Consider the following 16,677-nt stretch of genomic DNA (forward strand, 5'->3'; position numbering starts at 1 on the left):
CATGTAGAGATTTGCTGTCAACCGCCTTTCTTAATTCAACGTTCTGATCGTAGGCAGCTTTTCGATCCCTGCAGCATAGTAAAAATTAAGGACACTGAAGAAATCAATTGGTTTTCCCGTTTTCAAATCAACAGCTAAAATATGATCGCCGTAATTTGTCATATCATCAATATCTAAACGCCTTGGCGTTGTCTTTCCAAGTGTATCAACAAAGCTACTATGGTAGTATTGCCCGCTAGCAAACGATGATTCATGATACATAAATAACGTCTCCACATCTAAGTAGACGAGAATAGCCTCAGATGAACTCGCATAAGGAGCAGAGTACGATACTGGTGCAGAAATACTTTTCACTTTCACACTTTCAACAGAATGGGTTCTCTGATCATATTTTCCGTCATATGAAAAATAAAATACACGCTCCCATTTATAATCGGCGGTCTTAGATTGTTTGTTATACACCTTTGTACCATTAGCGAAAACATCCCCATTCGCATACTCAGCTACAAAGTATTGCAGGGTGGAAGAGAGGGAAACAGCCCCTGTGAAATTGGGTGGGTTTTTTGCATTCACTTGTAACGTGTAAGAGTCTCCGAAATTTCCACCGCTTGTGATACCGAATGCGTAGTCACCTGCTGGTAAATTGGTCAAACCAAGGAGACTGCCTGCTGGCTGAATCAAGTCCGTCGGATAAGCTTGTCCAGTTTCATAATCAACAACAAATAATTGTACGAAATAATCGGGATTTGAAGAGGTAATTCGGCTGATGAGTGCCTGAGGTGAAGTCGTACTTAACAACCATAAATCGACTGGGTCATCCTCTGATAAGACAACCGATTGGTTGATGGCTAGTCCATCAATGGAGCGAACGGAAGATGTACGCATCTTACCATCTTTAGCGGCTTTTCGTTTGATACTGATTCCATTTTTCTTATCTACTTTAAAAGATTTTTTTAGCTGCTTCTTTTGGATAGCGGTTCCTTCATCCTGTTTCAAAAACGAGTCTTGCACTTGCTGAATGGCTTTTTCCGTCAGTGGTGACAATTTCCCATCTGATTTCGGTGCTTCTTCTGCTTTTAATACTGGTGAAAATAAACCTGTTGTGACGAGTAGAATGGATAATAAAGTTGCAGTGATTTTTCCATAAAATGCTCTCACAGGAACATCCCCTTTTTCCTCAATTGGGTTTTTTACCCTGTGAATATTTTACCATTATTTCATTCATTGTTATGGTCTTTTTTAGGAAATCTTTATGACAAAAAAACCAGCCGTATTTGCTACGACTGGTTTTTTGATCACTTTATGAAATGGTTTTAACAAACAGGCGTGCTGTTTCTGCACTAGAACCTGGATTTTGTCCAGTAATGATTTGTCCGTCAACTACAGCGTATGGTGCAAAGGCATCTCCTTTTTCAAACGCTGCCCCTTGCTCACGAAGTTTTGTTTCCAATAAAAATGGAACTTTTGATGTCAGCTGAACAGCTTCCTCTTCTTCGTTTGTGAAGCCTGTGATTTTTTTACCTTCGATAAATGATTTGCCATCTTGATCCTTCACATCAATGAATGCTGAAACGCCGTGACAAACAGCTCCGACTGCACCGTTTTTGTTTGAAATAGCTAAGATTGCATCGGCTACCAGTTGATTAGACGCAAAATCGATCATTGGGCCGTGGCCTCCCGCAAAGAAGATGCCATCATAATCAGCTGGGTTCACATCTGTAAGCGCCTTTGTGTCTTGAAGTAATTCATATACATCTTCATATTGCGCTGGAACACCTTCTGGAATTGAATTTTTATCAATAGGGACAGTTCCACCTTGAATAGAGACAATTTGAACGTCTAGTTCATTTTCTTTAAAAATATGAAATGGCTCTGCCAACTCTTCTAGCCATAAGCCTGTTGGATGTCCGTTCATTTCTGAACTGCTTGTCGATACTAATAACACTTTCTTACTCACCTTGATCATCCTTTCGATTTATCATGTTTTCATTTTACATTTTGCACAATTAAATATCAAGCAATTGAACTTCGGTGCAACTCTTTATGGTATACCCGATTTTCTGAAAAATATGGCATGTCATTAATCTAATCAATATGTCACATTCTATTGGTAGGGAATTTCATGTAAAATTGTCATTGAGTGATATCATATGAGGTAAGATGGATAGACCTCACGGATGTGAGGGGACTTTTAAAGGAGTGGAAAAGAGATGAAAACCTATTCGATTGTGATGATCATCATCACGCTCTGTATCATATTGGCCGTCTTTTTGATGAACTTAACAGGGGTCATGTATGGAAAAATTATTTTGGCTGTTGCCGTTGCGCTATGTCTGACATCCATTATTCGTCTAATGGGTCTTCGAAAAAGATAAAAGCCGCCCTTTACTCGGGCGACTTTATTTATGGTTAAATTGCCAGGATAAGCGCAATTAATGCAAGAAGCGCTGGTACTCCTTGCTTGACGATGATTGATTTATTAGAGGTCACACCGCCAAATACCGCAGCGATGATCACGCAAATAATGAAAAATAGCTGAATCATATATCCAACAGTATTCGATCCGAGAATGAGCCCCCAAATCAGTCCTGCAGCTAAAAACCCGTTATAAAGCCCCTGATTGGCAAACATCACTTTTACATTTGGATCCTTTTGCAAGTGTTCTGGCAGCTTAAAGGATCTCTTTGCCATCTTTGATTCCATAAAAAACATTTCTAATAACATAATGACAAGGTGTTCTAATGCGACAATTCCTACTAGTATTATTGCCAAAATATTCAATTTAGTTAATTCCTTTCTGATAGACGATCACGAATCTCTATTTTATCCGTGTATAAATCAAAGTCTTGTATTAATTCAAGCGCTTCAGTAAAGCGGCTTTGTGGAATGTCTTTCATTTTCCTCACACCAAACTCCTTTTTAATAAAAGCCATGATGGTATTGATATGAAGCTTACCGTGACCATCATACTCCAAATGGCTGCAAAAAGTCTGCATCGTCCCTCTAATCACCTTTAATTGCTTAGCAGTGACACAACTCATTGGTAACGCTCATCCTTTCCTTTGTTTTAACAGCTAAAAAGAACCATGTATGAAAGAAAAACCTTCCAGTCTCTATTATATAATGATTTCATTCGGATATCAAAATAAAAAAGAACAGACATTCGACCAAAAAGCCGCCCTTTTCATCAAAAACAGTTTATTACCATAGCAAAAAGCCGGATTCAATGGTAGAATCCGGCTTTCTGTTTAGTTACTTTTAGAAATTAATACCTTTCCAACAGAACGATCCTTACTTTGTCCAACAACTTTAAAGGATAGACCGTATGTTGGGACATCACGCCCTGCATCTGGATTATTTGGATTCACATAATTCTTTTTATCACTAAATGTACGAGTCGGGCGAATATAGCGATCTACCAACGTTAAGCCAGTTGTCGCTGTATAATCAATATTGAGCTTCGTACTTGGATTCAAAGAAAATGCTGCATCATGTACTTGGAAACCTGTGGCTGCAATGGAGCCGTCACTCCACTTCAATACTTGCTGATCTGCATCTACTACCCCAAGGAAACCGTTCCCTGGGTGTTTTCCTACCCAGTTATCACTGTAGGATTGATCGACATACCACACGACCAAACCGTTATTATAGCTCATGAGGCTTGCCCCTCGTTTGATATGCTTTAACCCTTTATCGACGTCAGCATATGAGCGCCACTCTAGTAAATAGTATTGAGCTGCATATTGTTTTCCATTCGATTTCGAGAATCCGTTAAAGGTGAAAGTAGATGTGCCCTCGGCATCATCTGACCACACTTTCGTCCCATCTGCAGTGATGTTTAAATCATCTACAAATAAGCCTGGCAGTGAATAGCCTGCATCGGTTGTATAGCGGAATTGCAGGTCAATTTTCTTCCCTGCATAAGCAGAAAGATCAAATGCTGCATCTACCCATCCGTCTGATTTTCCGTCAATTCCATTGCCTTCGTTCGCTCCAGCTTCATTTCGATCGTTCGTGATGTTACCAGCAATGGTCTTCCACTGATCAGTTCCTGTTTCACGAACTTCTACATACGCATAATCATAATCTTCTTCGATATCGTACCATGCTTTAAATGTCAGCTCTGCTTTGCTCCCTTTCGACAAATCGATACCTGTTGTCGTCATGGTCGCATTTAAATTGTCACCCGTTCCGCTGAAGTACGAATTTTGTCCTTGAGCAGGTTTTGTGACAACAATCTCTTTATCTGGTAAATCTACCCGAACCGCATCATGGTTCGTTCCTTTTGTTGCTGCTTCATCAATCAGCACTGTTTTGCTTTTCTTTAATGTTTTACCATCAATGGTTTGTCCAGTAAGCCAGTTACCACCATGTAAGTTTTGAAGCATTTCTTTCGCATATGGACTAAAGCCTGTTGGTTCCGTTCCAGGGACTTTACCTGCCCAGCTTCCGCTTGACATGATCGACCAGTAGGAAACGGGCTCGCCTCCTCCTGTGTACTGTGTATCGTACTCATCAGGAAGACCAAGATCATGTCCGAATTCATGTGTGAATACGCCTGCCGCGCCATCTTCAGGCTCAATGGTGTAATCTAACGCGCCTAACTTTCCGCCTTGTCCGACTTCAGATTCTGTGTTTGGAATTTCAAATACATCACCAAGTGACCAGCGGTGCGACCAAATCGCATCAGAGCCAAGCTGTCCGCCGCCAGCTTCTTCACCTACGCCAGCATGAACGACCATCAGATGGTCAATGATGCCGTCTGGTTCGTTATAAACGCCGTCGCCATCCATATCATAGCGGTCCCATTGATCATATTCACCGAGATCAATGTTCGGGTCCTTTGCTGCTGCTTCGAGTGCTTCTTTCACCAATTCACGCGGTCTGCCGTCACTGCCTGATTCATCAGGTACGTTCCCGCCATAATAGGCTGCTTCATGCTTCGCTGTATACCAGCCAGCCACCGTTCCACTGATCGTGTAACTGCCGCCAGACTGTTTCTCATAATATTGCTTCATGGATACTTTTCGTTTCCCATCTGGACCGATGTAGCCATTTTTTCCGAAAAGCATGTCTTGATAGTGCTGCTGATCGTACTTGTCATAGTACATATCAGTCTCTTCTTTTTTAATACTATTATGCTTATAATCTTTAAAATCTACTAATAAAACCAATACCTTATCATTGCGAACTTCGCCTTTATACTTTTCCTTTTTGACCGGTTTTACATGATTGCTTTCTTTTCCATTATGCTTCTTTAACTTTTTCTTTTTGGCTAATTTGTTATGTACCTTTTGTTTGTATTCTTTCAGAAATTCAGGCTCTTCTGTTAAGGTGCTTGCACCTTGTTTCATAGCAGATTCTTCTTTTTTCTTTAGATATTTCTTTAATGCTTTTTGGGTTTCTGCTTCATTGGCATTCTTTTTGATCTTTCCTTGTTTTTTCAAGGCTTTGATGAGACGGTCTTCATTCACAACACTTGCATCGAATGGAATACCTGAATAATGACCGCCGTCTGAGGATGTTGACTTTTCTGTAGTGTGGGCAGATAGTGGGGTGCTGAAAGCTGTCAATGTGCCTAAACCGAGGACAGCCGTTAGTGCAATGCTCGTCCATTTCCCTTTTTTCATTTTGGTTCCTCCCTAATTTGGTAATAAATAATATCTCATTCTAGCATATTCCAATATACTTAAGTCGAAAAACATTTTATTTTCAGAAATTTTGTGGAAAATGCACAATACGGGAATGAAATGGGTGGAACAAGGTGTCGAAAATAAAAGAACCCCGGGTGATGAACGGGGGACTGACACCCGTTTTTGATACATGGATCAAAACACCTTAATGAAACAGCCAGTTGCCGAAACTTTTTCGGTGACTTTCTAATTTCAAACTGGAGTGGAAGAATTCGATCGGGCATTATCAGCGGGCATACACTTATGGGACATGCTCATGATAATGCCTTTTTCCTTAATCTCGTTTTGATCAGCATATGAATTGAGACTGCTCCTTGATTAACCAATCGTATAAGTGACTAAATCTTTTATGATGGGTAGATAAAACATTTTTTGACCAAATGGCAAATACGTAATATCGGTCACTCTTTTTTATGGATTTGTCGTAGAAGAATCCCGTTTCAATTGATTTTCTACATGTAAAACAGATCGTTAAAAAGGTAAATTAGGGTGAATTTTGTTGAAACTCTCAAGTTTATTTCTATTGACATCAACCAAGAGGTGTAACTATAATGGTTACATCTCATCTAGGTGTAACTGATTTCGTTACATCTTTTTTCTAAGGCTATCCAGCATGAATCAAATATTCACTTTGTTTCGGGGAGGTTAATGATTGAACAATATCCAATTAATTCGCTAAAGAAATATTTATTTATGTATTGGCTACACTCATACATAAGACCTGTGTTTTTAGTCATTAATAACATATAGGGTCTTCGTAAAAAATGAAAAAGGAGAATCATCTAATGTTTAAATTAAAATCAGTCCTAGGAGTTACTTTAGGTCTTTGTTTCGTGTTATTGCTAAGCGCATGTGCTAGCAATGAAGATACAAAAAATACAGCAACCGATAACAAAAACACAGCGGACAAACAAGCTGTAAATCTTAAAATCACAACATTCAACCCTGGTGATAAAGGAGTTTTTGCTGTCACTTCTAGCTTGATTGAAGGACCGAAAGAAGTCATTCTTGTCGATGCCCAGTTTGAAAAGGATAATGCAGAGAAGTTAGTAAAAATGATTCGCGATACAGGAAAGAAACTGACAACTGTTTATGTCAGTCATAAAGACCCAGATTATTACTTTGGTCTCTCTGCCATTCGTGAAGCATTCCCTGATGTGAAAATTGTGGCAACGCCTGAAACTGTTAAGGGAATTAAAAAAACGATTCAGGCCAAAAATGATTACTGGAATCCAATATTAAAGAAAAATGCACCAACAGCACAGATTATTCCAGATGTTTTAAAGGGAGATAAACTGACCGTTGATGGAAAAAACATCAACATCATTGGACTTGACGGACCAGACCCATCTCACACTTTTCTTTGGGTTCCATCGAAAAAAACAGTTCTAGGTGGAGTACCTGTTTATGAGAATGAATATGTTTGGACAGCAGACAATCAATCTCAAAAAAGTCGTGATCAATGGCGTGAAATTCTAAATCATATTCTTGATCTGAAGCCGGAACGTGTGATTCCAGGTCATTATCTAGGTAAGAGTGCTGAAGATACATCAGCAGTTGTGTTTACCCGTGACTATATTACAAAATTTGAAGCAGCAGCTAAGAGGGCAGACAATTCAGCTCAATTGATTGCTGAAATGAAGAAAGAGTATCCGAACTTTACGAACACTGGAGACTTAGAATTGAGTGCTAAAGTCATGAAAGGCGAACAACAGTGGCCGTGATGTCATAAATATGATTGACCATTCAGTGTGTTCTCATTTTAGATGGGAGCACCTGAATGATTAGATGAAATATTTTGACTTGATTATTTTACCTCCTTAATTGATTTCATCTTCACTTCAAGTGAATAACTAACTCTTGAACCCATAGAAAAACACCTCCAAATTGATTTCAGGTATTCTATACCCGATTTTCAACTTAAAGGTGTTTTTATTTGTCTCCCTTTATAGGGTCCAGTCCTGAACGCCTAGGGTGTTTGTTGTTTTACTATGAAAGTTGCTGGCCTTGAAAGGCAACAACGTCAAGTGGAGCGGCTAAGAATTCTTTTGCCTTCGCTACGAAAGCTTGGAAATGTGCACTCGCATTATGGCTCTGAACCGCAGCGTCATCTTTCCACACTTCTACCATTAAGAAGGTATGTTCCTTATCTGTATCCTTGAACAGCTTGTAGGATACATTGCCTTCTTCGGCTTGTGAAGCTTTCATTAATGCATTGATTTCTTCTAGAAATACGTTTTCTTTTTCTGGATGAATGGTCATCCCTGCATGAATAATAATCATCTAATCGTCTCCTTTTTAAAAGATATTATTTCCACTCTGTAATGCGTTCAATCGGTAAGCGGTAAGAAGCATAACCTTCGTCAGCAGCTTTCCCAATTGATAACAGCATCACTGGTACATAACGTTCTTTATCCCAGCCAAATGTTTCAGCGATGACTTCTTTATCAAATCCGCCAATTGGATTTGTATCATAGCCGTGTGCACGTGCTGCAAGCATAAGCTGCATAGACACAATTCCACCGTCAATTAAGATTGTTTCGCGATTCACTTGCTCTGGAAGTACCTCAAAGTGTGCAGTTAGTGCAGCAATTTGTCTTTCTTTCACTTCTTGCGGCATGTAGCCATGCTCTACTGCTTTTGAATAAATTTCATCTAAGTATTCATTGCTTTTCATATCTGCAAATACTGCAATGACAGCTGCTGATGTTGACACTTGAGTTTGGTTGAATTTTGCAAGTGGTGCAAGCTTTTCTTTTCCTTCTGGGCTGTCAATGACCATGAAGCGCCAAGGCTGTGCATTCACTGATGATGGTGCAGTTGTTGCTTCTTCTAGAATCTCTGCCATTTCTTCTTTGCTGATTTTCACAGCTGGGTCATAGTTACGAATAGAACGGCGTCCTTTCAAAATTTCCATAAAATCGTTAGTTTTTAATGTTGTAGCCATGTTGAAACACTCCTTTAGGTTGTTTGAATCTTTTCGATGTTTTGTTGTATTCGGCTGAGCACATCAGTGAGAAGCTTTCGTTCTTCGTCACTTACGTTTTCAAGCATTTCTGAGATAAATCGTTCTTTTTCTTTTTTAGAAGCTTCGATTCTTGTTCTGCCTTCTTCTGTCAGACGAACAAGTGTGACTCGATTATCTTCTGGCTTTCTTCTGCGCGTGACCATTCCTTTTGCTTCTAACTGTTTTAAGTGACGCGTCACAGCCGCACTATCAATATTTACTTTTTTCTGCAAATCTGACTGGCTGATTTCGTCTGCTTGGAATAACAGTGATAGCAACTCTAGTCTTGATTGGCTGATGCCCGTGCATGCTTCGAACTTCACGCCCATCATACGGTTCACACACTGCAAACGGTATAATACCTCTGCTTCTTCAGAGCAAAATGCAGTCAATGCCATCCCCTCTTTTCTATTCAGATCAATTAGTTGATATATCAATCATTGACTCGTCAACTAATATACACCCATTATTTAATGAATGCAAGAGGTTTGTTTCATAAAGTGAAATTTTTTATCTCAATAGAAAAAGAAATGAACAAAAAAAGGACAAAAGCGGCGAAGCACTTTTGTCCTTTTTTCTTTATTCTGTGATCACAGTGTGAATGAGAGTTGGTGCATCAGCATGATCTGCGATGCGGATGTTGTCATAAATTTTCTCCACGACATTCGCAACATCTTCACGATTTGCATGAAGTGTCACGAGTGAATCTCCTTTTTCAACACGATCGCCGACTTTTTTGTTCAGCATGATGCCGACAGATAGGTCGATCTCGTCCTCTTTTGTCGCACGTCCTGCTCCAAGAATCATCGCTGCAACACCGATCTCGTCTGCGACGATTTCAGCAACCACACCTGATTCCTTTGCAGGAACGTCGATTTGGTAAGGGGCTTGCGGCAGTTTTTCCGGCTGATCTACAATCGAGCCGTCCCCACCTTGATTTTCTAAGAATTCCTTGAATTTCTCAAGTGCTTTACCGTTTTTCATGACTTCAATTAGCTTTTCTCTTGCTTCATCAAGCGTTTCTGCTTTTTTCGCAAGAACGACCATTTGACTTCCTAAAGTGAGCACAAGCTCGTTTAAGTCTTCAGGGCCTTCGCCTTTAAGTGTATCAATCGCTTCTTTCACTTCAAGGGAATTTCCAATCGCTAATCCTAGCGGCTGAGACATATCAGAGATGACAGCCATCGTTTGTCTGCCAACGTTGTTTCCGATGCGGACCATGGCTTTTGCAAGCTTCTCAGAGTCTTCAGGTGTTTTCATGAAAGCACCTGCACCTGTTTTCACATCTAGTACGATCGCATCTGCGCCAGCAGCAATTTTCTTACTCATAATAGAGCTTGCAATGAGCGGGATGGAGTTAACGGTTCCTGTCACATCACGAAGGGCATAAAGCTTTTTATCCGCTGGTGTCAGGTTGCCTGATTGACCAATGACCGCTACTTTATGACGGTTCACAAGCTCGATGAATTCGTCTTTTGTAATTTCTACGTGGAAGCCTTTTACCGCTTCAAGCTTGTCCACTGTACCGCCTGTATGTCCAAGGCCGCGACCAGACATTTTCGCAACAGGTACATCAAGTGCAGCCACAAGAGGAGCGAGTACAAGCGTTGTTGTATCGCCTACACCGCCTGTTGAGTGCTTGTCTACTTTAATACCTTCAATGGCAGAGAGGTCAATCGTGTCTCCTGAGTTCGCCATAGCGAGCGTTAAGTCAGCACGTTCTTGATCCGTCATATCTTGGAAGAAAATCGCCATAGCCAAGGCACTTGCTTGGTAGTCAGGAATTGTTCCGTCCGTATACTCTTTGACAAAGAAAGAAATTTCCTCTGAAGATAATTCTTTTCCGTCACGTTTTTTCGCAATGATATCTACCATTCTCATTGTTTTCACCATTCCTTTTCTTAAATTAGTAAATCAAACCGACAACGCCTGCTGTTAAGAAGCTGACAAGTGTTGCACCAAATAGAAGCTTTAATCCAAAGCGTGCGACAACGTTCCCTTGTTTTTCGTTTAAGCCTTTGACTGCTCCAGCAATGATACCGATAGAAGAGAAGTTCGCAAATGATACAAGGAATACAGAAATGATCGCTTCTGTACGAGCAGTGAAATGCAAGCCATCTCCAGATAAAGCCAGCATCGCCACAAATTCGTTGGAAACCATTTTCGTTGCCATAATGCTTCCTGCTTGTACCGCTTCGCTCCAAGGTACACCAACAAGGAAAGCAAATGGGGCAAATACATAACCAAGTACATCTTGGAAAGAAACACCGATAACAGCTGTAAAGATTCCATTAATCATCGCAATTAATGCAACGAATCCAATCAACATCGCAGCGACAACAATCGCTACTTTGAAACCATCCATAATATATTCGCCAAGCATTTCAAAGAAGGATTGCTTTTCTTCTTCTACAATTTCAATCATGTCTTCGTCCTTAGCCACTTCATAAGGATTGATGATAGACGCAATAATAAATCCACCAAATAGGTTTAACACGAGTGCTGTTACAACATACTCTGGTTTAATCATTTGCATGTATGCACCAACAATGGACATCGATACAGTTGACATCGCAGATGCACACAATGTATAAAGACGTTGCTTAGGTAATAATCCGAGCTGTTTCTTAATGGAAATAAAGACTTCTGATTGACCTAAAATCGCAGACGCTACTGCGTTGTAGGATTCTAGTTTCCCCATTCCATTTACTTTACTAAGCAAATACCCGATTCCGCGTACGATAAGCGGGAGGATACGCCAATGCTGCAAAATACCGATCAATGCCGAAATAAAGACGATCGGCAGTAAGACATTGATGAAGAAAGTTGATGCATTATCATTCATTAATCCGCCAAATACGAAGTTGATTCCTTCACCGGCATAGCCTAGAAGCATTTGGAATCCCCTTGCAAAGCCCCCGACTAGGAAGTTCCCAACACCTGTATTGAGCAGAATATAACCTAAAATAAATTGCAGTACAATCATGACAATTACTGGACGGAATTTTACTCGTTTTTTGCCGTTACTAGCCAGCCATGCAATGGCGAGAATCACCAGCAAACCGATGATACCAATCACGTATTTCATGTTTTTCCTCCTCGAATGAATTCGTTTACATTAATGCGCTTGTATGGAACAAACCCTATTTCGTAAACAAAGTGCGGAAGAAATTCCCAGAAGTGAGATCCTTCCGCATATGACTTTTTCATCATTTATGAGTCACGAATGTTATCCTACCATAGGATCGTATGAATTAATAGTCTTTCGAAGGAGCTGATTGATCCCCTTTGATAATAGAAACGCCTGCACTCGCACCAATTCGGGTAGCGCCTGCAGCTAGCATTGCCTCAACATCTTCTTTTGTTCTCACGCCGCCTGATGCTTTCACACCGATGTCAGGTCCTACTGTTTTACGCATTAATGCGATGTCCTCAGCAGTTGCACCGCCTGTACTAAATCCAGTCGATGTTTTCACAAAATCAGCGCCAGCTTTCACTGAAAGCTCACAAGCTTTGACTTTCTCTTCATCTGTGAGTAAGCACGCTTCAATAATGACTTTCACAAGTGCCTTCCCTTTTGCTGCGTCTACAACTGCACGAATATCTTGCTCAACTGCATCATATTCGCCGTCTTTCAATGCCGCAATATTGATGACCATGTCCACTTCGGTTGCACCGTTCTCAATGGCATCCTTTGTTTCAAATGCTTTCACTGCTGTTGTGTTTGCACCTAGCGGGAAACCGATGACTGTACAAACATCAACGCCTGTTCCTGCTAGTTCTTTCGCCGCAAGAGACACCCATGTTGGATTCACACAAACAGATGCGAACTGATGAGTCTTTGCTTCTTCAAGTAACTGCATGATTGCAGCTTTCGATGTATCTGGTTTTAGTGCTGTATGATCAATAAGATTTGCTATCGTCATGCTTACACTTCCTTTTAATTATGATACTTTCATCATATATGACCGATGAACATTTGTAAACATAGTTATGAAATTTTGTTCATCTATTTTGTGACATTTAAAAGAGCCTTTGCTGTATGCTGATCAATCATCAATACGTTCGCATATTTTCCTCTTAGTGCACCGTGGATAGAAGCAACCTTGCGATGTCCACCAGCAACAAGAATAGAGCGTTCTTTTGTTCTTAAATCATCAAGCTCCACGCCAATCGTACGGTTGTTAATCGCTTCACTGCAAATGCGTCCTTCTTGATCATAAAAGCGCGAACAGATGTCCCCAACACTGGATGCTTTGAGCAGTGCTTTTTCTTCTTCGCGGAAGTAACCAAGTCTAAACAAAAGGGCTTCATCTCTTACCGTTCCAACAGTGAACACAGCAATATTCGCCTGTTTGCCCATTTCAATGATGCGCTGAATATGTCTGTCCTGTTCAACCATCTCCTTGACGGCAGCACTATCAAATACAACAGGAAGCGGTAAATAGCGCGGTGCTGTTTGAAAGGCCTCGGCAAACAGCTGGATGGTTTCCGCAGAATATGTATTCACATGGGAGTGGCTAATCCCACCCTTCAGCTGGACAACCTCTACACCTTTGACCTGTTTAGGTTGCATCTTTTGAGCAATTTGATACATGGTGGTTCCCCAGCTCACACCAACGATATCACCGTCTTTTACTGTGTTTTGCAAGTACTCAGCACCAAATTGGCTCAAGTATTCAGTGATCGTTGGATAATCATCTTTGGGCGAAAACACCACATGAGCTTCGAGCAGGTCATATTTTTCCTTGAGCAATGAAGACAGCTCATTCAAGTCTTCAAACGGGTCCATTACCGTTATCTGGACGTACCCCTTCTCCTTCGCATATTGAAGCAGCCGAGATACAGTTGGTCTCGACAGGTCGAGCTGTTTGGCAATTTCCTGCTGGCTGTAATCCGATAAATAATACAGCCTTGCCGCTTCAATACTCAGTTGTTGTTTCTCCCGATCCATTCGTACGCCTCCTTTTTTCTTCTATCATAACAAATTGTTCAACTTATCATGCACAAATGTTCATTTGAAAAAAATCGTATAGGCGGCTTGGAAGGTCTCATTCTTCTCTAAAGTTTGAATACCGAACTTTTCCTTGTACTGCCCATTCGTCCCTTCAACATCGGCAATACCGTACCAAGGCTCAATACAAACAAAAGGAGCCATTGTGCTCGTTTCTTGATGATAAGGTGACCAAATACCAACGAACGGAAAACCAGTGAGATCAACCTCAACCCCGTGACCTGCCTGAGACACCAATGACACTCGATTGATATGACTAAAGATCATCGCATCATGCTGAAAAAGCTCTGGTCGAAGCTGAATTGGTTTAAGCTGAATGCTTTTTTCTTTCTCCCTGACAAGTGAATTTTTTAGTTCATATTGGACAGGAAGATGCTCAGTAGAAGGCGTCAATGTCAGGGAATAATCTGCTGTGCGCTCTCCTTCAATTAGCGGAACTTGAAATGCGGGGTGACCTCCGATGGAGAAATACATCGTGTCATCTCCGACATTATCAATTTCCCAGGAAATCATCAGACCATTTTCCGACAGCTCGTATCGAATACGGGCGGTAAATTCATAGGGATACTGCTCGATGTGGCGGCCTTTTGATTCATATTGAAAGGTCACTGTATGTTTCGTTTCTTCATGTAAATCAAAATCAACATCACGCAAGAATCCATGCTGCGTGAGCTCATAGGTTTGATCATCTATCTTGTATTGGTCATTCTTTAATCGTCCAACAATCGGGAATAAGACAGGCGACACCCTGCCCCAGTATGCAGGATCGCCAGACCACATATATTGACGTCCACTTTCCTTATGAAGCACCTCTCTGACCTCGGCACCCCTCTCATTGATCTGAATCAATAACTGATCATTTTCAATTGTTCTCATTTCACACATCCCCTTTCCATCTTCTTTTATTATGACAGGGATTTTGGTTTTGAGTATAAAAATAAGGCAGCCTTCCTGACCATCAATTCTTTCTTTATATAAAAATTTTAAAAAAAGACAGAAATTCGCCAACAAAATGTGATGCTGATTCGTCTAATCTTATATAAAATAAAAGAATCGTTGCTCTTTTGGAGTGACAACAAAAAAGAAGCTTTTTGACATAAATGGGGGATTCATTTTCATGAGCAGCAAGGAGAATCGTTTACGTTATATATTAGGACTAGATGGGCTAAGAGCCGTTGCTGTATTGGCGGTCATTGCTTATCACTTACATATTGGACCTGCAAGCGGCGGGTTTCTTGGCGTTGATTTGTTTTTTGTGATTTCTGGTTACTTGATTACAACGATCTTGTTACATAAGCAGGATTTGGGTTATCAAGAGCTTTTACCATTTTGGATGGGCCGAATCAGAAGGCTCCTTCCAGCTGCTTACGTGATGATTTTCTTAACCGTCAGCTGGTGTGCAATTGCGGGTTCGAATGCACTATTGTCCATTCGTGGCGATGCCTTATCGTCCTTTTTTTATGTCAGTAACTGGTGGTACATTTTCCATCAGCTGTCTTATTTTGATAGCTTCAACGCTGTATCTCCACTGAAAAATTTGTGGTCTTTGGCGATAGAAGAGCAATTTTATATCATTTGGCCGGTACTATTGATTACTGGGCTAAAATGGGTGAAAAATAGATCCCATCTGCCAATGATCACCTTTGGCCTTGCACTTGTCTCCGCCTTATGGATGGCAATCCTTTATTCACCCGATACGGACCCAAGCAGGGTTTATTATGGAACAGATACTCGTGCATTTGCGCTTCTGATTGGGTGCAGCCTAGCATTTGTATGGCCCATGCAAAGACTGTCCAGCAAAAAGCTCCTTCCTGTTGGCAGACGTATTTTACATATCGCTGGTTTTGGTTCGTTTGCGGTTTTTCTTCTATGTGTTTATGCAGTGGACGAATTTGACGGCTTTCTCTATCAAGGCGGCATGCTTTTATTCTGTCTTAATGCAGCGATTTTAATTGCGTGCATCTGCCACCCTGCAAGCCTACTAGGAAAATGGCTCTCCTATCAGCCGCTCGTCTGGATTGGAAAGCGTTCTTATGGTATTTACCTGTGGCATTATCCCATCATCGTGCTGACCACCCCTGTCATTGAAATTGGACAGCCTTCTATGGGGCGTGTCGCATTGCAGATCATTGCCATCTTACTTATCGCAGAGGCCTCTTACCGCTTCATCGAACAGCCGATTCGCCGGCTTGGCTTCACACAATATTTTGCCTCTTGGTCTATTTGGAAAAAGGGATTCAAACAATGGTCTACGTCTCATAAAGTGTTCCTTGGAATCACTGCAGCTCTTTTAATCTTATTTACCATTGGCATGTCCAGTTCGTCCCATACGTCTCCACATGCCAAGGAAGTGACACAAATTAAGACGGCACCGAAAAAAGCAGGAGACTCTACGGAATCGAAAACGAAAAAAAAGAAAGAAAAACACGAGAAGAAAGCAGCAGATCAGAAGCAGTTTCACCAAATTCTTGCTATTGGTGATTCCGTCATGCTGGACATAGCGCCGAATCTTGAAAAGACATATGCACAAATCACCATCGATGCAAAGGTTGGCAGACAAATGAACGAAGCCGTCAGCATCGCTCCTCAGTATGCTTCATTTAATCAATCTGATGCCGCTGTTATTATTGAGCTTGGCACGAATGGCTATTTTACTGAGGGCACATTGACAGCATTCATTCAGCAATTTTCAAAGGCGCACATTTTCCTTGTGAACACGAGAGTCCCAAGGTCTTGGGAAAGCGATGTGAATGCAGTCATTCAGCGAGTGGCCGATCAACATTCCAATGTGACCCTGGTCGATTGGCATTCAGCCGCTACCGGACAGCCTTCTTATTTTCAGCCTGATGGTGTTCACCTTTCAACAAAAGGCTCTGATACATTGACACAGCTCATTACAGCTAGCATCAAGAAAAAAGGAGATGTGTCATCGTCATAAAAAAGACTAGCATCCTGCTAGTCTT

Annotated in this window: 16 protein-coding genes; 3 read left to right on the forward strand and 13 right to left on the reverse strand. The window is 41.1% G+C overall.

The genetic code is table 11. From position 1 onward, the window contains the following. Positions 1-30: 30 nt before the first annotated feature. On the reverse strand, positions 31-1,158 hold the full coding sequence (locus NSS78_RS18735) for a hypothetical protein (protein ID WP_251190615.1): 1,128 nt from the start codon (positions 1,156-1,158) through the stop codon (positions 31-33). 142 nt (positions 1,159-1,300) lie between these two features. Next, complete coding sequence (locus NSS78_RS18740) at positions 1,301-1,957, reverse strand: type 1 glutamine amidotransferase domain-containing protein (protein ID WP_003215149.1); 657 nt, start codon at positions 1,955-1,957, stop codon at positions 1,301-1,303. 253 nt (positions 1,958-2,210) lie between these two features. Here NSS78_RS18740 and NSS78_RS18745 point away from each other — a divergent pair, with 253 nt between their 5' ends. After that, positions 2,211-2,375 carry a hypothetical protein gene (locus NSS78_RS18745; protein WP_003214630.1) on the forward strand — a complete coding sequence of 55 codons (165 nt, stop codon included), beginning with the start codon at positions 2,211-2,213 and terminating at the stop codon, positions 2,373-2,375. A 34-nt stretch (positions 2,376-2,409) separates the two neighbouring features. On the opposite strand, the gene NSS78_RS18750 is transcribed toward NSS78_RS18745, so the two are convergent. From NSS78_RS18750 to NSS78_RS18760, 3 genes are all read right to left on the reverse strand, one after another. Further along, complete coding sequence (locus tag NSS78_RS18750) at positions 2,410-2,781, reverse strand: DUF1304 domain-containing protein (RefSeq protein WP_050944576.1); 372 nt, start codon at positions 2,779-2,781, stop codon at positions 2,410-2,412. 5 nt (positions 2,782-2,786) lie between these two features. Beyond that, entirely contained in the window at positions 2,787-3,041 is a 255-nt protein-coding gene (locus NSS78_RS18755; RefSeq protein ID WP_012011773.1) for an ORF6C domain-containing protein, read from the reverse strand. A 207-nt stretch (positions 3,042-3,248) separates the two neighbouring features. Continuing rightward, positions 3,249-5,630 (reverse strand): immune inhibitor A domain-containing protein, encoded by a 2,382-nt coding sequence (locus NSS78_RS18760; protein ID WP_268459088.1) that lies wholly within the window; start codon positions 5,628-5,630, stop codon positions 3,249-3,251. An 848-nt stretch (positions 5,631-6,478) separates the two neighbouring features. Between NSS78_RS18760 and NSS78_RS18765 the strand changes: the two genes are divergently transcribed. After that, positions 6,479-7,417: an MBL fold metallo-hydrolase gene (locus NSS78_RS18765; protein WP_327839459.1), complete on the forward strand. Its 939-nt coding sequence runs from the start codon at positions 6,479-6,481 to the stop codon at positions 7,415-7,417. Between the two features lie 265 nt (positions 7,418-7,682). On the opposite strand, the gene NSS78_RS18770 is transcribed toward NSS78_RS18765, so the two are convergent. The 8 genes from NSS78_RS18770 to NSS78_RS18805 all read right to left on the reverse strand — a co-directional run bounded on the left by NSS78_RS18770 (position 7,683) and on the right by NSS78_RS18805 (position 14,590). Further along, complete coding sequence (locus tag NSS78_RS18770; protein ID WP_003214755.1) at positions 7,683-7,976, reverse strand: putative quinol monooxygenase; 294 nt, start codon at positions 7,974-7,976, stop codon at positions 7,683-7,685. A gap of 25 nt (positions 7,977-8,001) precedes the next feature. Further along, positions 8,002-8,640, reverse strand: coding sequence for a nitroreductase family protein (locus NSS78_RS18775; protein ID WP_003214802.1), 639 nt, complete (start codon positions 8,638-8,640; stop codon positions 8,002-8,004). A gap of 14 nt (positions 8,641-8,654) precedes the next feature. Then, positions 8,655-9,098 (reverse strand): MarR family transcriptional regulator, encoded by a 444-nt coding sequence (locus NSS78_RS18780; RefSeq protein ID WP_003215380.1) that lies wholly within the window; start codon positions 9,096-9,098, stop codon positions 8,655-8,657. A 181-nt stretch (positions 9,099-9,279) separates the two neighbouring features. Continuing rightward, positions 9,280-10,581, reverse strand: coding sequence for a pyrimidine-nucleoside phosphorylase (locus NSS78_RS18785; RefSeq protein ID WP_106035751.1), 1,302 nt, complete (start codon positions 10,579-10,581; stop codon positions 9,280-9,282). A 25-nt stretch (positions 10,582-10,606) separates the two neighbouring features. Beyond that, the gene (locus tag NSS78_RS18790) at positions 10,607-11,788 is read right to left on the reverse strand and encodes a NupC/NupG family nucleoside CNT transporter (RefSeq protein ID WP_327839457.1); all 1,182 of its coding nucleotides are present in this window, start codon (positions 11,786-11,788) and stop codon (positions 10,607-10,609) included. A gap of 166 nt (positions 11,789-11,954) precedes the next feature. After that, entirely contained in the window at positions 11,955-12,626 is a 672-nt protein-coding gene (gene deoC / locus NSS78_RS18795; RefSeq protein WP_137054167.1) for a deoxyribose-phosphate aldolase, read from the reverse strand. Positions 12,627-12,709: 83 nt separating this feature from the next. Next, on the reverse strand, positions 12,710-13,654 hold the full coding sequence (locus NSS78_RS18800; protein ID WP_003214694.1) for a sugar-binding transcriptional regulator: 945 nt from the start codon (positions 13,652-13,654) through the stop codon (positions 12,710-12,712). A 60-nt stretch (positions 13,655-13,714) separates the two neighbouring features. Continuing rightward, positions 13,715-14,590 carry an aldose 1-epimerase family protein gene (locus NSS78_RS18805; protein ID WP_137054166.1) on the reverse strand — a complete coding sequence of 292 codons (876 nt, stop codon included), beginning with the start codon at positions 14,588-14,590 and terminating at the stop codon, positions 13,715-13,717. A gap of 241 nt (positions 14,591-14,831) precedes the next feature. On the opposite strand from NSS78_RS18805, the gene NSS78_RS18810 reads away from it, so the two are divergent. After that, the gene (locus NSS78_RS18810) at positions 14,832-16,652 is read left to right on the forward strand and encodes an acyltransferase family protein (RefSeq protein WP_212045728.1); all 1,821 of its coding nucleotides are present in this window, start codon (positions 14,832-14,834) and stop codon (positions 16,650-16,652) included. Positions 16,653-16,677 lie beyond the last annotated feature (25 nt).

Origin of the sequence: Bacillus sp. FSL W8-0920, from assembly GCF_038593215.1 — a bacterium.
Taxonomy (GTDB): Bacteria; Bacillota; Bacilli; order Bacillales; family Bacillaceae; genus Bacillus; species Bacillus pumilus.